This is a genomic window from uncultured Aquimarina sp., assembly GCF_947500065.1.
In the GTDB taxonomy this organism is placed as follows: domain Bacteria; phylum Bacteroidota; class Bacteroidia; order Flavobacteriales; family Flavobacteriaceae; genus Aquimarina.
Window position 1 is genome coordinate 921,242 of the sequence record NZ_CANMQT010000001.1, and the last position, 18,122, is coordinate 939,363.

The window sequence follows — 18,122 nt, forward strand, 5'->3', positions numbered from 1 at the left end:
TTCTAATAAAAAAACCCGTAGTTAAAAACTACGGGTTAACTTGATTTACAGCTATCGATCTGAAAAACTTGGTGAGCATAATTTAGTTATAAAAATCGAACTATAAATCTACTTTAAACAAACTACATTCATTAATTATTCGAGTAAAATACCTGCTAATTGAAGTAAGTTTATCTCTGCTATTTTAAGGTCATATTTTGCTTTTGCATAATTATTTAATGCGTTGAAAAGATTAATCTGAGCCTGCCTGAATTCAATTGCAGAAATTTGACCAAGGCTAAATTGCTTTTGTGTTCTATTAAAATTTAATTCATTAGTCGTAATGTTTTTATTTTCAGCGCTTAATGTAAATTCTTTGTTAGAATAATCTTCATACGCATTATAGACTTCCGCTTTTAATTCTTCCCTTGCTCTATAAAGTTCTATTTCTCGATTCTGTCTTGTTATTTTTGATGTTTGAACTTTCGTTTTTGTTTTTCCTCCGTCAAATAAGTTCCAAGACAAACTCAACCCTAAATTAACACCATACGTTTCATTATTAAGCGCAAATGAAGTAACCGGATTTATACTTTCATTCCAATTATAGCTTGCACTGCCATTAATTTTTGGAAGAAATTTAGCCTTGTTTATTTTAATATCTAACTCACTCAATAATACATTTTGTTGATTCAACAAGGATGTTACATTATTTTCAACAGCACTTTGAAGAATAAAATCTTCCTTAAGTTTTTCTAAAAAAACTACTGTTGTGTCTATGGTATACTCAATTACAATATCTCTTCCCAATAATAGATTCAGGTTACGTTTTGTGTTTTTAAAATCTTTGTATGCCGAAGCATATGAAATACTATCGTTATTGAGATCTACTTGAGCATTTAACTCATCTAATTTTGTTCCTTGACCATACTTAAGTTTTCGTTTTGTACGTTCTAAACGATCTTTAGAATTCTCGATATTTAACAATAAATTGTCAGCGATCTGTTTTTGATACGCTACATTATAATAGGTATCATATAATAATACAATGGTATTTTCTATTAACTGTCGTTCTTCTATTGTTTTTAGACTGAAATTTTGCTTGTTTTTTAGGCTATTGAATTTTCGTTCCAATCCATCAAAAATTGTGTACTCTGTAGTTACTGAAGCATTATATGATTCTGTTATCGCATGATCAATATTAGTATTGGTCCCATCAGAAAATGTTACATTTTGAGCTTCATCAGAATAGTTAATGCCTCCAGAAATAGAAACTGTTGGTAGATAGCCACTGTTGAATATCTCTTTTTCGATATTAGAAATTTCTGTATTGTTTTTTCCAATACGTACATCGTAGTTTTTTTCTACAGCAATTTTTACGGCTTCTTCTACAGTAAGCACATTTTGTGAAAAAACAGGTGAAATAATCACAAAAGTAAATACTGTTATCAAAATTTTAAAATTTTTCATGCGCTACTCTTTGTTCTATGATTGCACGTTCTACTTCTTCTCTAGTTGGTTTTTTACCCGTCATCAAATATTTAATATAAACTTTAATAGTATTTGAAAACGAAAGAAAAACAGGTAGTATAAACAGTGTTAATATGGTTGCTACTGCTATGCCATACGAAATAGCAATAGCCATAGGTATTAGGAACTGTGCCTGAAGACTTCGCTCTAACATCAAAGGGGCAAGACCTGCTATTGTGGTTATCGAGGTTAAGAAAATAGCTCTAAAACGTGCTCTTCCAGTTTCATACAAGGCATCTTCAAATTTTAAACCTTCTTTTAAAAACGAATTAAACTTGTTAGTAAATACCAAACCATCATTTACGAAAATACCGATTAAACCAATGATACCTAAATAGGACAAAATACTCATTGGAAATCCATGTAGATAATGACCCCAAGCCACTCCTATAAGACTAAAAGGAATAAGCGCCAATAGTATAAAAGGTTGACTAAACGACCTGAAAGTAAATACAATAACCACATAAATTAAAAAAATAATAACAGGAAAAACGGCTAAAGCAGAATCGGCAATTTTACTAGCTTCTCTATTCTGACCTTCTGCAGAAACGATGACTTCGGGATACTTCTCTTCAATCAAATCAGTAACTCTTGTTCTTAAATCTTGCATAATATCTGCTGAGCTAACTTTTGGGTTTACAATATCTGCTTCTACAGTAACTTCACGGATACCATTTAAATGATTAATCGCTACTTCGCCTCTTTCAATACTATAGGAAGCAACCTGTGATAATGGAACACGTCCATTAGCTGTGCTAATTTCAATAGTATTTATGCTATTGATTGTCGATCGATTTTGTTTATCATATCGTACCCAAATTTTCACTTCATCTTGACCTCGTTGAACTCGTTGAACTTCATTTCCATAGAACGCATTTCTAACCTGTGTCATTAAACTATTATAACTTATTCCTAAAAGTTGCGCATTGTCTTTGAGTTTCAAGTTAATTTCTTTGATTCCTTTAGGGCTAGAATCTGTAATATCCTTTACATCTGGATTTTTCTTTAATTCTGTAAATACTATTTCTTTTGCCTTATTAATTTGTTCAATATTTTCGCCTTGCAAGGATACCGAAATAGGTGCGCCACCAACATTAGCTCCAGAATTAAAGGATAATTTTTCAAGAATTGGAATATTCCCTACAGAGGCGCGAATTTTATCAGTAATTTCAACAGAAGAAATAGAACGTGTTTCACTAGGTGATAAGTTTACCGTAATACTGCTTGATGAACTGCTGGGTCCAATACGTTTTACCGTACCAATAATGTGAGAATCGTTTATTTCATTTGAACCTAAATCTTGGTTGATTTCCCAAACAATGTTTTCCACATAGGATGCAATAGAATCTGTAACACGTTCACTTGTGCCTTGCGGTGTATTTATAGTAGCAACAATTTGATCACTTGCATTGGTTGGAAAAAAAGATAATTTTATAATACCACTCGTAAAAGCTCCGATAGTTATAATAAACAGGAACAAGATAATAGTGAATGATAAAAACTTATGCTGAAGACATTTTTTATAAACAGGACTATATATTTTATCCTTTAAATAATCCATGAATTGCTCACCTAGTTTATTAAACTTACTAATTTTATGGATCTTCTTAATATCTCTAGAATGCGCTAAATGAGCCGGAAGAATGAGCAAAGCTTCTATTAAAGACACTAATAACGTAAGAATGACTACAAGCGCAATATCACCAAAAAAATCCCCAATTTGACCATCTAAAAAGAAAAAGGTGGAAAATGCCAATATTGTAGTTGCAATGGCAGAAAGAATGGGCTTTAAAACTTCTAATGTTCCATTTACAGCTGCTTGTATCGGTGATTCACCTTTTTCACGTCTGCTATAAATATTTTCAGCAATTACAATACCATCATCTACTAATATTCCTATAACCAGAATCATCCCAAACATGGAAAGCATATTTAATGTTACTCCATAATTCGGCAAAAGAATGAACATACCAAAGAAAGATATTGGCAGCCCAAAAGCTACCCAAAAAGCTACACTTGGCCGTAAAAAGAATGATAATAGTATTAATACTAAAAACATCCCAACAAGGGCATTTTCTAATAAAAGAGAAATTCTATCTTGTATTAGATCTGCTGTATTGAAAGTTGATTTTAGCTCAATGTTTTTGTTCTTAGCATTAAAATCATTTATATAGTTTTTTACACTTTCTACACTACTAATTAAATCTTCAGAATTGGTGTTCTTTAAATCAATTTGAACAGCCTGCTCTCCATTGTAGAATAATTTGTCCGGATTTTCACTAAATCTGTCATTCAGTTTTGCAATATCTCTAAGGTATACTTTAGAGCCATCAACAGAAGATTTTACCTCTATATTTTTAAGATTATTCGCAAAATATCCCTTGTTATCAGCTCTAATCAAAAACTCCTCATTTTTAGTTTTTATAGAACCTCCAGAAATAATAATGTTAGCTTCGGCAATTGACTTTGCAACCTCTTCAAATGTTAGATCATAAGTTCTAAGTTTGGCTTCGGAAATGGCAATTTCTATTTCTTCCTCTGGAAATCCGGTCAATGAAATCTGAGAAATCCCATCAATTCTAAGCAAGTCATCTTCTATATCCTGAGCATATTCTTTCAAAATACGAAGGGGAATATCCTTACCTGTTACAATAAACGAAATAGCAGGTCGTGTAGGTTTAATAGTCTCAATTACTGGTGGTTCTATTGTCTTCGGGAATGAAGGGATTTTATCTACTGAATTTTTAACTTCATCTAGGACTAAATTGACATCAAAATCAGATAAAGTTTCAATAGTTATAGAAGCTTTATTTTCTTGAGAAACAGAACTTACTCTATCAATTCCCGTAATACCTTTAAGGTTACGTTCGATTTTCTCCACGACACCTTCTTCAACCTCTTCTGGCGAGGCTCCTGGGTATGTTACTGTAATCTGTATAGTTTTTGCTTCGGATAAAGGAAAAAAAGAAGAATTCATTTTTTGATATCCTAAAAAACCAAAAATTAAAAATCCAACTATAAAAATGTTTACGGCAACAGGATATTTAATAAAGTAACCAAGAAAGTTTTTCATAATTATTTAGAAATTTCTACTAGCATACCTGGATAGGCATTAGCGATACTTTGATTAACAATAAGAATTCCTTCTTCTAAACCCGTCACAACTACCATATCACCTTGATAATTAACAACTTTAACTGGCTTCAGCTCTAATAAATTCTCTCTTACGGTATAGACCATATTATTTTCCAGAATAAGAGCATTATCTATTTTAAATACGTTAGCCACATTTCCTCCATCGATTTTCGCTTTTAGGTATTGACCGTCTTTTAAACTTTTATCACTAACTTCAACAATAACTATAACACTCTGTGTATCCTTGTTTATTTTACCATTGACACGTATTATTACACCAGAAAATGATTGAGAATTATCAATAGTTTGTAAATTAACTTTAGTTCCGTTTTCTAAGAATTTATTTTCAGAAGCAGGAATGGATAATTGCAATTCATATGCAGAATCATCTACAAATTCACCAATTTTTTGACCACTCCTAATTAATGTCCCTACATGAACTTCAGACTCTGTAACAATGCCATTAAAAGGTGCTGTTATATGATATTTGGCAAGACGTTCTTCTAAATTTCTAATATTATAATATGTACTATAAATATTTTTACCAGAAACAAATAACTTTTCTTCATTAGAACTGAACTTCGGTAATTCTGATATTGAAAGGTTAACATTAAGGTTTTCTAAATAGGTTTCCCATTTTTTATAGATATTAGGATAATCTATTTCCATATCAGGTAACATAGCAGCTATTTGATTCATTAAATCGCTTCTAGCCGATTTGATTTGGGCAACATATTCTTTGCTATCTAAGGCAATTAAAACTTGTCCTTTTTTAAATCTATTACCAATTTTAAAAGAAGTATTTGTTTTTTGAAGCATTCCTTGTACTTCACTATACAATTCTAATTTTTCTTTAGCCTGAAGTATGCCTGTACCTTCAATCGCGTATGGAATATTTGTTAAAATAACTGGTTTTACCTTTACTAATTTTATAGGTGTCTTAGCTATGATCTCCGTAGTACGCGTATTGTTTCCTTTATTCAATAAACTGAACGCTAGTACACCCATAATCACTACTAAAACCCCTATAACAATGCTTACATACTTTTTCATTATGTTTATATTTTCATATGTTTCCTCATATGTTTCCTCATATTTGGTGCTACATCATCTTCATATTTTTCTAACTGTACCGGTGTCAATACTTTTTCTAGTTCATTAGATTTGTTTTGTTTTATTCTTTTCATGTCTCCCATCTTTCCAAACATACTTCCGTTTGCTTCCATTAAGACAACTATTTTTTCTGAATACTTTAGGTTAATAGATTCTATTTCTTTTGTTTGATCTTTATCAAGTTCAAGCTCTATAACCATTGTTTTTGTTTGATAATTGGCCATTTCTAAAGCATTCATTTTTTGTTGAGCCAATGCACTAATACTGCTTACAACCACTATTACAATTGTTAAAATATTATTTCTCATCTTCATATTTTTTTAATTAAACTTCAATTTCCTAAACCAAATATCTTTAAGACTTATATTCACATTTATCATATTAAAATTCTCTTCTACCAGTATTCCTGAAACATTTCCTCTCTGACCTGTGGTGTAAGAGATATTGATCATAGATCCTCTTCTAATACTAATTGGAATTCCAAATCCAGCTGTTAAGCTATAACTATCAATTGCCTTGTCATTTACTTTTAAATATCCTGAATCATAATTAAAACCTGCTCTAAATTCAATATTTTGCCAGTATTTTAAACCTAATTCTTTCACTTTGTATTGAGCTCCAAAGCTGAAAATACTTTGATCTACATAATCCCCAATATCATCACTTTGATCAGTAAACCCCCATAGATTTCCTTTATAATCGAGATTAACAATAAGTGAATTAAAAAAAGTAGCCTTGGCTCCAAAACCAAGTTCTAAAGGCAGTTTAAAACTATCTATTTCCAGATCGTTTTCATCTTCTACATCAGTAGGAATAAAATCAAGACTTTTAAAAACCCTCCTATCCTGAGATCCTTGGAGGGATGTTGGGAAATCAGTAGTAAAGCCTACAGTATATTGGTTGTCTATCTGATATTGTAATCCAAGTCCAAGTCTAAAACCATTATAAAAACTTTCTTCTGTTATATTCAGAAAAGTTTCATCAAAAATAATATTCTCGGTCTGATCAATAGCACCAAATAAAAATGACCCTTTCATCCCTAAGCTTAGATTGTCATATAACTTGTATCCATAATGAATACTAAGATCATTAAGACCTCCTGAACCAATAATATTACTAATGAATTTATCCTGAGAACCTTCTATATTGGTTTCAATACCAATCAATGCATACCCTACATCTGTAAACGGAACCATCGATAGACCCATACCCGACTTTTCGTTAAGACTAAATGCTATTGCCAAATTAGAAAAGTTGGCAGAAAACCTCTTCTCATTTTTATCATCAGTAGAAACCTTATTAAATTCTCCCAAAAAACCAATATCCAACAAAAAACTCTTATTAGAAATACCAGTAAAAGATGCTGGATTTAGAGTATTTATCAAATGATCACTTTCTAACGCAATACCTCCTTTTCCTAAAGCACTATTTCTCCCTATATTAGCATTAGTTTGTACTCCTAGTCCAAACAAAGAATACGGAGATCCAGTTAGGGAATTGGTTTGCGCAGTAATAAATTGAGTTCCAAACATGAACACTCCATAAATTATTCGATACTTATTCTTCATCATAAATAGCATATGTCAATATTAGCCGAGCTCTAAAATCTGTGCTGCTTTCACCCTCAAGTACAATACGGTCTAAGGTCTGATTAAAATTTTGTGAAAAAAGCACTAAGGCGTTATCAATAATCGGAGCTTCTTCTAATTCTTGCTCTAAATAAAACCCAACAGGTATTTCATATATCACTTCATTAAATTCTATATTTTCTTCATTAATTATTGCAAAAACACTTCCTTGTCCATTAAATAATCTATCTACCAAATCATTGTTTTGATCTGCGATATCTACAAAAAGAGAATCTCTAATGGGTAATAAATCATTAAAAGTTTCTGGAGGAGGTTTTATTTGAAGGTTTGCACTAAGAATTGTCCCTGTACCTGGAATATCATGAATTTTACGAATAGAAGGAAATCGAATACGCGTAGCATACCCTATCCCTGCTTGAATATAACTTTTGTTTTCGCTATCTCTAGACAACAAATTAATTTCTTGATCTACTAATGACTCAAGAAAAGTTCCTGTCACATTGCTTCTGATATTATTAAATGACTTAGGGTCTATTCCTCCAAGATTAATTAATAAATCAAAAGTTTCTTCATCATCGCCAAATTCTCCAGGAATGGTATAAAAAAACCTCAAGTATGTATTTTCTTGATTTTTTGAAAATCCTAGGATTGAAGACTCATCTGCATCTCCAGGTTGTAATGTAAATCCTTTAAAATTCCTTCTTAATTCTTCGTCATCATTTATATCTCCTTCTCTTATCATATCGAATAAATTCTGGCCAAAAGTTATAGGCATGGAAATATGAAGTGAATCCTCATCAAAAGGCTCAGGAAGATAGTTTCTTGTAACTGTCGGAATGGACTCAAAAGGAAGTACACTGGTATTATAGAACACATCGTCTTCGGGTTTTACTTCATCAGTAAGCACATGCACATTTATTTGCGCTACCCTAGTAGTATCACCATAAAAATATCGATCATATCCTAAAATTAAAGCAATACTATCTAACTCTGCATCATCAGGCAAATTGTAATCGAATGTCCCAAGTTCAAAATAATTAGACGCTCGAATGGTACCAAAAAGCTCATCCTGGTATTGCCCTAAAAGCAGTCTACTACTGCTGGATGTGTTAATGCTATCAAATTTAAATGTTGATAATTCAACTGCAAACGTATCAATGGAAATGATCCGAACATTCGAATCTGTAAAATCCTGCCCCACCTCTAATGTAGGAATATCTTCCTCTCTATCTGAACAAGATATCAAGAACAAAAATGTTATTATTATACCCAATAGTTTTTTCATATTTTTTGGCATTTCTAAGCAACAAAACAAAAAGACTATTCGGAATTATGAAACTATAATATACTGAAAGCGAATACTTCTATACGAAACCTTGGTTTCATCCTACTAATTGGTTAAAAAGATGTTTGTAGATATAAAATCAATTTTGGTATAGAAAAAGTAATACCTTGTATATCTTTTTTTTTAGAAGCTTCTACTCTATTCTATTTTTACAAAAAATCCTTACATAGTGAAGCATCATTTTATATTTATAATCTTCTTTTCGGGAATCACCAATACTCTATGGAGTCAGCGCCCAAAAGGCGAAATAGGAGGTTTTGAATATTCAATTATTCCCTCTGTTGGCGATACTCAAATCGAAAAATACGCGGTCAATCTAAATTTTGGGACCAAACTTGGGAAAAACCTGTTAGGTTTTGGTTTTTCATATACTTATTACGATTTTTTATATAAAAAGGATTCGTTTATAGATTTTGATCTTGCTCCTTATGAAACAATCCATAATATACAATTCAGATTCTTTTATAAGTATTCGATTGGTGATTCTTGGTCTGGTATTTTTATGTTTTCACCATCTATATCTTCAAATTTACAAGGAAGTCTCAGCGGTAATGATCTAATTATAAATTCAATCGCCTCAATCTCTAAAAAATGGGGAGATAATGATACATTTTCATTATTCACATTTGGAATTGGCTTTGGCACCCCTTTTGGAGAACCTCAGTTATTTCCAGCTATTTCCTTTAGAAAAAAAGTAAATTCACAATGGAACTATGTGCTAGGTCTCCCGGAAACAAGTTTGAATTATAATTATGGGGAAAGACACACTTTCAGTGGAAAAGCAACTTTTAATGGGCTTTTTGGAAATGCATCTTCATCAACAATTCTACCTGACAACAGTCTACAAACAGATACCAAGCTACAGTTCAACTCATTGAATACCGGTTTTCAATATAACTATAGAATTCAACCCAATTGGACTACTGTAATTAGCCTTGGATATACACCTTGGAATCAATTAAGGGTATTAGATAACCATAATAACGAACTATACGATCTCGGGTCAAATAGCTCTTTTTATATATCCATGGGATTAAAGTTTAACATAAATAAAATGATGAATGAAAACAAAAATTAATCTATTTACAATGAATTCATTCCAGTTACAAAAATGTTTGTTCCTGGTCATGATTTGCCTAGTCACTACCGCATGTTCGGATGATGATGATGATGAACTATTGGGGAACTGGGTAGATCGATCCGTTTTTGATGGAACTCCCAGAAGTAGTGCAATAGCTTTTACTATTGATAAGAATGGTTATATGGGTACAGGTTTTGATGGAGATGATTATTTAAAAGATTTCTGGAAATATGATCTAGAGGGAAATTTCTGGAGTCAACTAGCAGATTTTCCTGGTTTAGAGCGTAGTGCAGGAGTTGGGTTTACAATTAATGGCAATGGTTATGCAGGAGCTGGTTTTGACGGAGACAATGAATTAAGTGATTTTTATCAATATAATCCTTCGACAAATACATGGTCTGCGATTGCTAATTTTGCTGGTGGTGCCAGAAGAGGAGCTGTTGCATTTAATTCCAATTCTTTAGGGTATGTAGGAACCGGATTTGATGGTGACAATGATAAAAAAGACTTCTGGAAATACAATCCCATCACCGATGAGTGGACTGAATTAGTAGGTTTTGGAGGAGATAAAAGAAGAGATGCAATCACCTTTGCAATAGATGACAAAGTATATCTTGGAACAGGAATATCTAATGGTTTAAATCAGGAGGATTTTTGGGTATTCGATACCACTACCGAAATCTGGAGTGTATTGAAAGACCTTGATGATAATGATGACTACCAAATCATAAGAAATAATGCTGTAGGATTTAGCATTGGAAACAAAGGATATGTTGCTTGCGGAAATATTGGTTTTGGACCATCATCCACCGTATGGGAATATAATCCTACAACAGATCTTTGGGAAGAAAAAACAGCCTATGAAGGAATTACAAGAGAGGATGCGATTGCTTTTTATAATGGTTCGCGAGCTTTTATTGCATTAGGCAGAAGCGGAACACTATATCTAGATGATAATAGAGAGTTTTTTCCTCTAGAAACGGAAGACGAAGACGATTAATAATTAACTACGATCAGGCAGTATCTATATTTTTGCCACACCATCCCTACATACATGCTGTCTGATCTATTTTAACAACTATGAAAGAGCTTCTTAAATATACTACTGTATTTATCATAATTATCTCAGGTGCTTTAATGTCCAGTTTGTTTATTCAAAAATCAATATCAAAAAAAGACGATATATACGCACTTAAGATAAATGAATATGCAGAAAACGAATGGTACTATGAAGTGTATATAGCTTCTAAATTAATCATAAAACAAGAAACAATACCAGGGGTTTCAGGCAAACAATATTTCAGATCTAAAGAAGAAGCCCGAAAAATTGGAGTTTTAGTTATTAATAAATTAAAATCAGGTATTATGCCAATGATATCATTAAATGAATTGAAGAGACATGATATCACTTTCAAAAAATAACTATCTTGATCCTTACAAAAAATTGATTTCATTGAGAAAAGGCTATAGAGTTAAAGAAATCTGGATCCACATTATTATCTGGTTATGTTTTTTCACATTACCTATTGTAATTGCGATTCCAGAATTAGATAAAATACGTTTAGATTTTATTTTTAGAGGACTTAGCAGTGCTGCTCTATTTTATGTTAATTACCTATTATTAGTTCCAAAGCTTCTTTTAAAGAAAAAAAGCCTTTTATACATTCTAATTTCTATTGGTGTTTTAGTTTCATTCAATTATTTACTTAGGAATTTTTACTCTATTCCTCCATTGGAGAAATTAAATAGGTTTTTAGAATTGGAAAATGAATCCTCTCCTCTAAAAAATTTAAAATATATCCTTCCTGCAATTTTTTCTTTTGTATTTTTCCTCTTAGGAGGTATATTTAGTCTTATAGTTGACTTTTATAAAAGAGATCAAATCGCTAAAGAAATAGAAGCAAAACGAACAGAAACAGAGCTTAGATTTCTAAAAACCCAGTTGAATCCACATTTCTTGTTTAATTCATTAAACAGTTTGTACTCATTGGTTCGTAATAAATCTAACGAAGCGCCAGAAGCAGTTATTACTTTATCCGAATTAATGAGATATATGCTTTATGAAGCGAATCAGGAAATAGTTTTCCTTAAAAAAGAAATTGATTACATAAAAAACTATGTGTCTCTGCAACGGCTTAGACTTGCTAATAGTGAAAATGTAAAACTGCTAATACGAGGAAACTACGAAGATAAAAAAATATACCCTCTATTATTGATTTCCTTTATTGAAAATGCGTTCAAATATGGAACAGATTTTAAAGGAAACACTATCGTTGACATAAAAATAGAAATTACTAAAAACGTCCTAGTAATCACAGTACGTAATATTATTGGGACATATCGAAAGAATGAGGATTCTTCTGGTATTGGTTTGAATAATATTAAGAATAGGTTAGAGCTTTTATATAAAAACACCCACACTCTTACTATTATAGAGGAAGAAGGTTTTTATACTATTGATTTAACATTAACACTAAAATAAAATGAAGTGTATTATTATTGATGATGAGCCATTAGCATTGAATATTATAAAATCATATTGTGAAGACCTTGGCACTTTGGAAGTTACTGGGGTTTTTACTAATGCATTAGAAGCATTAGACATTATAAATAATAATAAAGTTGACCTTGTCTTTTCTGATATTGAAATGCCCCAGATCAATGGAATTGATTTTATCAAAGCATTAGATCATAAACCACTTTTTATTTTTACAACTGCTTATTCACAATATGCAATAGAAGGGTTTGAATTAAACGCCGTAGATTATTTGGTAAAACCCATTCCTTTTCCAAGATTCATTAAGGCAGTGAATAGAGCTAAGGAGATTTTTGAATTAAAAAAAGACAATAAGGCATCATTAATAACTAAAAAAGTTCCTGTTAAAACAACCACTACTCCGGATCAATTTATTTTTGTAAAATCCGAGTATGAAAACATAAAAATTAAATTAGAAACAATAAAATATATTGAGGGGCTTAAAGATTATTTAAAAATCCACATCTCTACGGGGAAACCTGTACTTACTTTAATGAGTTTTAAAGCAATACAATTAAAACTTCCTGAAAACAATTTTGTAAGAATTCACAGGTCATTTATAGTAAACATTAACTGTGTAGAAGCTGTTCAAAAAAGCAAAATAATTATCGATACTATTAGAATCCCAATTGGAGAGAGTTATAAAGCCGATTTTCTTAAAAGAATTGGGATTTAATTCAATCAACACTTTTCTTGATAATGGTACTTGTTAAAAAAGAAAAGTGTTGTTTTTCATTATTTGTATTATTCAGGTAGAGTAGGCTTAGAGTTTCCATATAGTGGTAATCCTTCTATCGGATACAATATATCTTTGTTAAATCCATCAAATTTATAATTCGATAACGTAAAATAATAAACGTAACCTTCTTCCTTCTTAGGTGAAAGTAATTGAATACTTATTTTACTAGGTAAATGTGCACCGATACTTGTTTCTTTTCGGTCAAATCTAACTGTACCATGCTGCAATCCTTTTGGCATAGTAATAAAAAAATCATTGATCGTTACTTCTGTAAGATCTATAAACCCAGTTTCTTTATTAATATAAATTAACCAACGATCGTATTTACTATTAGGTTCTTCAGACCCCCAAGTAGCATATACAAGATCATATTGTTTATTCTCAAATTCCTTTTCTCCAGCATATCTTATAATAGTAGCATCAAGAATCCTAAAAGGTGATTCTAATATATAATGATATGTAGCAAGACCCCAAATATAGCGATCGTGTTCGTGTTTTTTTAGTTCATCCTTTTTACTATGTGATTTATATCCTTGCCAAGATTGCAAACCTTGTATGACTCCTTTTTTTCTACCTTCAAGATACTCCAATTGACCATCAAAAGTATTTGTAGCAAAACGGAATTGAAGATCATTTTTATTATTCCCAGGAAAAGCATTCATAGGCATAACGAGCCAACCTTTTTTCCAATTAAATTGAGCAGTTACCTCATACACATCTGTTTTAGAAAATTTATTATATCCCATTTTTTCCATGGAAGCTTCTAAAAGTCCCCTACCTTTCGTATCAGCTTGATTAGGATTACTTATTAAATAATCACTACGTAAATCAACAGACCCACAGGATTGTATCATTAAAATAAACATGAAATAAAGTGGTAATCTGATTAATAATTTCATTTTTCTTTAGATTAAAATTAAACTGTAATTTCCTTTTGTAAATTTTTTAAAGCTTTTTTCATTACAGATGGCAACATTATGTTTTTAGCCATCCATTTTTTAATCATATTCCCATTGGGATCATAATACTGAGTCCAGACAACTTCTGTTCCTTCCATTTTTTCGATAAGCTTAAAATATCCCAAATGGTTTTTAACGATATGCATATCGGCTATCATATATGCGTATCCATATGGCGGATCCCAGTGTACTATCTTTTCCTGCAGTAAATCAGGTCCGAATTGACAATTACGTTCACATCCTTCTCCCCACTCACCTTCTGTGTTTGCTGTTGTAAGATCTACTTCTTTGATCATTGGTATCCAGGTTGTCATTCCTTTATGATCAGAAACTACCTCCCATACCTTATCAATCGGTGCAGTCACAAATCCCTCCACCTGAAGTTGTTTTGGAGCATTGGTAAATTGTTTTACATCCAGTGATTTCATAAATTATTTATTTTTAATTAGACCGTTCTACTTATTTTGATTATAAAAAAATATTATGCTTTAATAAATTCAAAAGTCATGTGTAACCATGTATCCATATCCTTTCTTGATCTATCGACTTTCATTTTAAAAAAGGTCCCGTAAAAACCTGAATGTAAATAATTTGCTATTTCCTTGGCACTATATCTTTTGGTGATTTCTCCTAATTCCTGTCCTTTTCCTACTACATCAGCAATTAAATCCAGCCATTGATCAAATTGTTCTTTTGTTTCCTCCGCTAAGGAATCGTATAATCTCCCTGTTTCATTTCCCATATTGTTAATTAAACATCCACTACAGAAATTATCTTCTTCATTATAATCAATTAATAATTTATAAAAAGATTTTAATGTATTTATCGGGGTTTCTTTTGAATCTTTAAAAATCCCTTTAAGCCATTTCCTATTCCCTTCTCCATAATACTGGATTACTTGTTTGGCAAAATCTTCTTTAGACTCAAAAAAATTATAAAAAGATCCCTTAGGAATTCCTGCTTCTTTAAGAATTTGATTAATTCCTACATGATGATACCCATTCTTTCGAATCACTTGGTACCCCACTTCTAGAATCTCTTCCTTGTTATACTTATAGCCCATAACGGTGGTAAATGTATAAAATATTTTTTAAATTAGACCAATTGGTTTATTTTTAAATTAAATTTAACTAATAGGCTTATTATAAACTATATAATCTTCAACAAACCTATTAGTTGTTATTCAAACTAAAATCAACTAGCTTTTTACCACTTTTACCTTAGGGTATTTCTTTTTTATTTCTTTATACTTCCCATTAACTGCATTTACTTTTTCACCTGTTTCTACATAGTGCTTTAATCCTATAAGAGTTCCCGCTAATGTCTTTTTGAAATTACCCTTCGCTATCGCTCCAAAAAAAGCAGGTTTTGTTCTGAACTGGAATTCGTAAGAAGCTGTAGAAGTTCCATCACCATTATCTCTAACTTCATAGTACGCCTGAGAATTATCCATATCCAAAGGAAATTTCTCAGCATCTATAACGATATTCCGCATCACCATATTCTGGCTATCAATTTCTTCAATACGTTCGTGGGTCCATCGTGTACCTTTTTCATTGAAGCTACATTTACGTTTAGCTCCCTGCTCTCCTTTTAAAGATCCACTGATATAATTAGAAGCATATATATATGGCGAAAAATTAGAGATTTCTCCATAATCCAGAACCATTGCTTCCCAAACGCGTTCTGCGGGCGCATTAATTTTGGTTTCAACCTTAATCGTTCTATATTTTTTTGACATACTCTGCCCGAACATTGCTGTGCTACATATAGACAATAAAAGTCCTGCAACTACTATTTTCATTGTTGTTTTCATAATTCTTTATTTATTATTCGAAATTTCTATTCTAAGACCTATACTTCTATAAATTCAGTGTAATATTTTGTTGTTATTGGTAGTTAAAAGGTGATTTTCCTAAGAACTTACGATACAATCCAATTTGTCCGAATTCGTATCCCAAATGATGCATTTGGAATGCATATAATCCACGTATCGTTTGCTCAGGAAACGGGATAGGAAATGGTGCTTTTGCGTTAAGTTGTTCCTCGGTTAATTTTGCAATAGCTTCAGATATTTTAGGAGATAAGACATCCCAATCCTTTTTCATTTTTGACAGTGTGGGATATTGTGCATCAGGATCAAATTGTTTCCCAAAAGCAAATTGTTTCTCATATGGATTTTCGACTATTTGTCCGGTAAGTTGCCCCAGACTATACTGTATCCATACCGTATGCCCCACAATCCAAGATAGACTATTGGTGTTATCAATTCTTTTTGAGGCTTCTTCATCAGAAATTCCTTCTAGGTTTTTAGAAAAAAGACCTGCGTGTAAATCATATTGTGTTTTTAAAACTTGTACATCCATTGGTTTATAAATTTCTTTTATCACTTCTTTTTCAATCGTATTAGGTTCTTTTGTTTGTGTATTGCACGACAGTAAGAAAATAGCTATCATTAGCAATAACAAGGGTTTTACTTGCATTGATTTCATTTTATTATTTTTTAGATTTTATACAGTTTTCAATGGATGCTTTTTAAAATACTTTACATCAGATTTTAGTTTAGCTGCGGTTTGTTTTCCGGTTTCTATAAAATATCGAAGATCTACCATTGTCTGGATAATATCTTTTTTCATTTTGGGAACAATCATCCAACTCATCAATGCCTTTGGAATAGTCGCTAGTTCTATTTCTAAATCTATAGAAACCTCTGATGTATTTACACTCTTTTGTTTGACTTTCCAGGTATTTCTAGCACTTTTCATCATAGCTGGTAATCCATCCGCATAATAAGTATACCTCATATTCTCCTCATCTACCTCCTCAATAATTTCGCTAATTTCACCCCAAGTAGAATGACAACTTCTTCCTCCATGTGATGAATTAGATATTTTACGTTTTTCTGAATGATTCACAGTACTTGCCCAATCACACACTTGTTCATACTCATTCCATAACACCTCCCAAACTTTCTCTGCGGGAGCATCTATACTAATTGCTTCTTGGATTCTCATAATATTATGTTTTACGTTTTTACTTAGATGCAAATGAGAAAGTAGTGTGACAAGCAAGCATAAAAAAACCCAAACTTTCTGTTCGGGTTTCACATATCAACTAGTAAATGCCTAATTCAGATTCATTAATTTTTTTACGTGTTCATCATTTACAATATCCTCTAGAAATGTTCTTTTATCAAAGTTCTTCCTATATGGAAGTTCTTGATACAACTGAGCATATTTATCATCCACGTAATCAAGCATCGTATCTGCTTTAGGTTTTAGTATATCTCTAAATTCAGAATACTCTGCGCGGTTGAATAATAAGTTTTTACTATCTATAGCCTTACCTTTGATAGCATAGGTAACTTTTTTATGACAACGACAAGGATTATCTTTATTTACCAATCCACATTTATCATTCATAAAATTAAAAATATCTGCTCTGGCTCTTGATAATCGTTTTCTAAAATTACTCTTGGATATTCCTAGGATTTCTGACCCTACTGTATGATCAGCATTAAACATTTCTCCAAGTATAAAAGTCATTCTCTGTTCTTTTGTTAAACACAATAACATACCACTCATGCACATATAATTCATTTCGCGAATTACATTCTTATTTTCTTCTTGTTCTAAAGCTGTAAGTGAGACATCTGGTGTATTATCCAGTGCCTGTTCCATGGCACCAAAACTATCCAATACTGTTTCAGTAGGTTTTCGTTTAGACATCAGGAAATGGTTCGCTACAATTCTATAAAGCCAGGTTCTAAATGAACTTTCTCCTTTAAACTGAGAAAGTTTAGTTATTACCTTTATATTCACTTCTTGCGTCAAATCTTCCGCATCCGTAGGGTTTCGAACCATTTTCCAAGCAATATTATATATGTATGGTTGATGTTTTAGAATTAATGATTCTAAAGATTTCTTGTCCCCTGATTTAGCCTCATTGACTAATTGAATATCTGTAGTATCTCCTATATATTCTTTTAAAAATGGGTTGTCCATAATTCTTTTCTTACTTAGATGCATGATGCTAACATGTGTGACAGTTATTAAAGATAGTAATTTGATTCTTCCTTTTTTATAAAGAGTTTATCATTCGATTAACAGTATTTACATG

At 31.6% G+C, this 18,122-nt stretch carries 18 protein-coding genes; 5 read left to right on the top strand and 13 right to left on the bottom strand.

The window, feature by feature from the left end; genetic code table 11:
- Positions 1-135 precede the first annotated feature (135 nt).
- From Q0975_RS04130 to Q0975_RS04155, 6 genes are read right to left on the bottom strand one after another with little or no spacing between them, the layout of a single operon-like run.
- A complete protein-coding gene (locus tag Q0975_RS04130; RefSeq protein WP_299433490.1) occupies positions 136-1,446 on the bottom strand; it encodes a TolC family protein in 1,311 nt (436 codons plus the stop codon).
- Positions 1,433-4,579, bottom strand: a complete 3,147-nt coding sequence (locus tag Q0975_RS04135) for an efflux RND transporter permease subunit (RefSeq protein WP_299433493.1) — start codon at positions 4,577-4,579, stop codon at positions 1,433-1,435. Before Q0975_RS04135 ends, Q0975_RS04130 begins: the two co-directional genes overlap by 14 nt.
- A 2-nt stretch (positions 4,580-4,581) precedes the next feature.
- A complete protein-coding gene (locus Q0975_RS04140; RefSeq protein ID WP_299433496.1) occupies positions 4,582-5,694 on the bottom strand; it encodes an HlyD family efflux transporter periplasmic adaptor subunit in 1,113 nt (370 codons plus the stop codon).
- Between the two features lie 5 nt (positions 5,695-5,699).
- On the bottom strand, positions 5,700-6,062 hold the full coding sequence (locus Q0975_RS04145) for a hypothetical protein (RefSeq protein ID WP_299433499.1): 363 nt from the start codon (positions 6,060-6,062) through the stop codon (positions 5,700-5,702).
- Positions 6,063-6,074: 12 nt separating this feature from the next.
- Positions 6,075-7,325 (bottom strand): hypothetical protein, encoded by a 1,251-nt coding sequence (locus tag Q0975_RS04150; RefSeq protein WP_299433502.1) that lies wholly within the window; start codon positions 7,323-7,325, stop codon positions 6,075-6,077.
- Positions 7,312-8,628 carry a DUF4270 family protein gene (locus tag Q0975_RS04155; RefSeq protein WP_299433505.1) on the bottom strand — a complete coding sequence of 439 codons (1,317 nt, stop codon included), beginning with the start codon at positions 8,626-8,628 and terminating at the stop codon, positions 7,312-7,314. Before Q0975_RS04155 ends, Q0975_RS04150 begins: the two co-directional genes overlap by 14 nt.
- Before the next feature lie 229 nt (positions 8,629-8,857).
- On the opposite strand from Q0975_RS04155, the gene Q0975_RS04160 reads away from it, so the two are divergent.
- The 5 genes from Q0975_RS04160 to Q0975_RS04180 all read left to right on the top strand — a co-directional run bounded on the left by Q0975_RS04160 (position 8,858) and on the right by Q0975_RS04180 (position 12,981).
- Positions 8,858-9,766 (top strand): DUF6268 family outer membrane beta-barrel protein, encoded by a 909-nt coding sequence (locus Q0975_RS04160; RefSeq protein WP_299433508.1) that lies wholly within the window; start codon positions 8,858-8,860, stop codon positions 9,764-9,766.
- Positions 9,767-9,815: 49 nt separating this feature from the next.
- Positions 9,816-10,769: a kelch repeat-containing protein gene (locus Q0975_RS04165; RefSeq protein ID WP_299433511.1), complete on the top strand. Its 954-nt coding sequence runs from the start codon at positions 9,816-9,818 to the stop codon at positions 10,767-10,769.
- Between the two features lie 80 nt (positions 10,770-10,849).
- Positions 10,850-11,191, top strand: coding sequence for a DUF4907 domain-containing protein (locus Q0975_RS04170; RefSeq protein ID WP_299433513.1), 342 nt, complete (start codon positions 10,850-10,852; stop codon positions 11,189-11,191).
- Entirely contained in the window at positions 11,169-12,251 is a 1,083-nt protein-coding gene (locus Q0975_RS04175; protein WP_299433516.1) for a histidine kinase, read from the top strand. The genes Q0975_RS04170 and Q0975_RS04175 overlap by 23 nt, the downstream gene beginning before the upstream one ends.
- A 1-nt stretch (position 12,252) precedes the next feature.
- Positions 12,253-12,981 carry a LytTR family DNA-binding domain-containing protein gene (locus Q0975_RS04180; protein WP_299433520.1) on the top strand — a complete coding sequence of 243 codons (729 nt, stop codon included), beginning with the start codon at positions 12,253-12,255 and terminating at the stop codon, positions 12,979-12,981.
- 68 nt (positions 12,982-13,049) lie between these two features.
- Here the strand turns inward: Q0975_RS04180 and Q0975_RS04185 are convergent, their stop codons facing one another.
- From Q0975_RS04185 to Q0975_RS04215, 7 genes are all read right to left on the bottom strand, one after another.
- A complete protein-coding gene (locus tag Q0975_RS04185; RefSeq protein WP_299433523.1) occupies positions 13,050-13,943 on the bottom strand; it encodes a hypothetical protein in 894 nt (297 codons plus the stop codon).
- Positions 13,944-13,960: 17 nt separating this feature from the next.
- On the bottom strand, positions 13,961-14,431 hold the full coding sequence (locus tag Q0975_RS04190; protein ID WP_299433526.1) for an SRPBCC family protein: 471 nt from the start codon (positions 14,429-14,431) through the stop codon (positions 13,961-13,963).
- A 53-nt stretch (positions 14,432-14,484) separates the two neighbouring features.
- Positions 14,485-15,066 (bottom strand): TetR/AcrR family transcriptional regulator, encoded by a 582-nt coding sequence (locus Q0975_RS04195; protein WP_299433529.1) that lies wholly within the window; start codon positions 15,064-15,066, stop codon positions 14,485-14,487.
- A 135-nt stretch (positions 15,067-15,201) separates the two neighbouring features.
- The gene (locus tag Q0975_RS04200; RefSeq protein ID WP_299433533.1) at positions 15,202-15,819 is read right to left on the bottom strand and encodes an SRPBCC family protein; all 618 of its coding nucleotides are present in this window, start codon (positions 15,817-15,819) and stop codon (positions 15,202-15,204) included.
- 73 nt (positions 15,820-15,892) lie between these two features.
- Positions 15,893-16,495 carry a DinB family protein gene (locus Q0975_RS04205; RefSeq protein WP_299433536.1) on the bottom strand — a complete coding sequence of 201 codons (603 nt, stop codon included), beginning with the start codon at positions 16,493-16,495 and terminating at the stop codon, positions 15,893-15,895.
- Positions 16,496-16,513: 18 nt separating this feature from the next.
- Positions 16,514-17,017 carry an SRPBCC family protein gene (locus Q0975_RS04210; protein ID WP_299433539.1) on the bottom strand — a complete coding sequence of 168 codons (504 nt, stop codon included), beginning with the start codon at positions 17,015-17,017 and terminating at the stop codon, positions 16,514-16,516.
- Positions 17,018-17,128: 111 nt separating this feature from the next.
- Positions 17,129-18,007 carry an RNA polymerase sigma factor gene (locus Q0975_RS04215; RefSeq protein ID WP_299433542.1) on the bottom strand — a complete coding sequence of 293 codons (879 nt, stop codon included), beginning with the start codon at positions 18,005-18,007 and terminating at the stop codon, positions 17,129-17,131.
- Between the last annotated feature and the right edge of the window lie 115 nt (positions 18,008-18,122).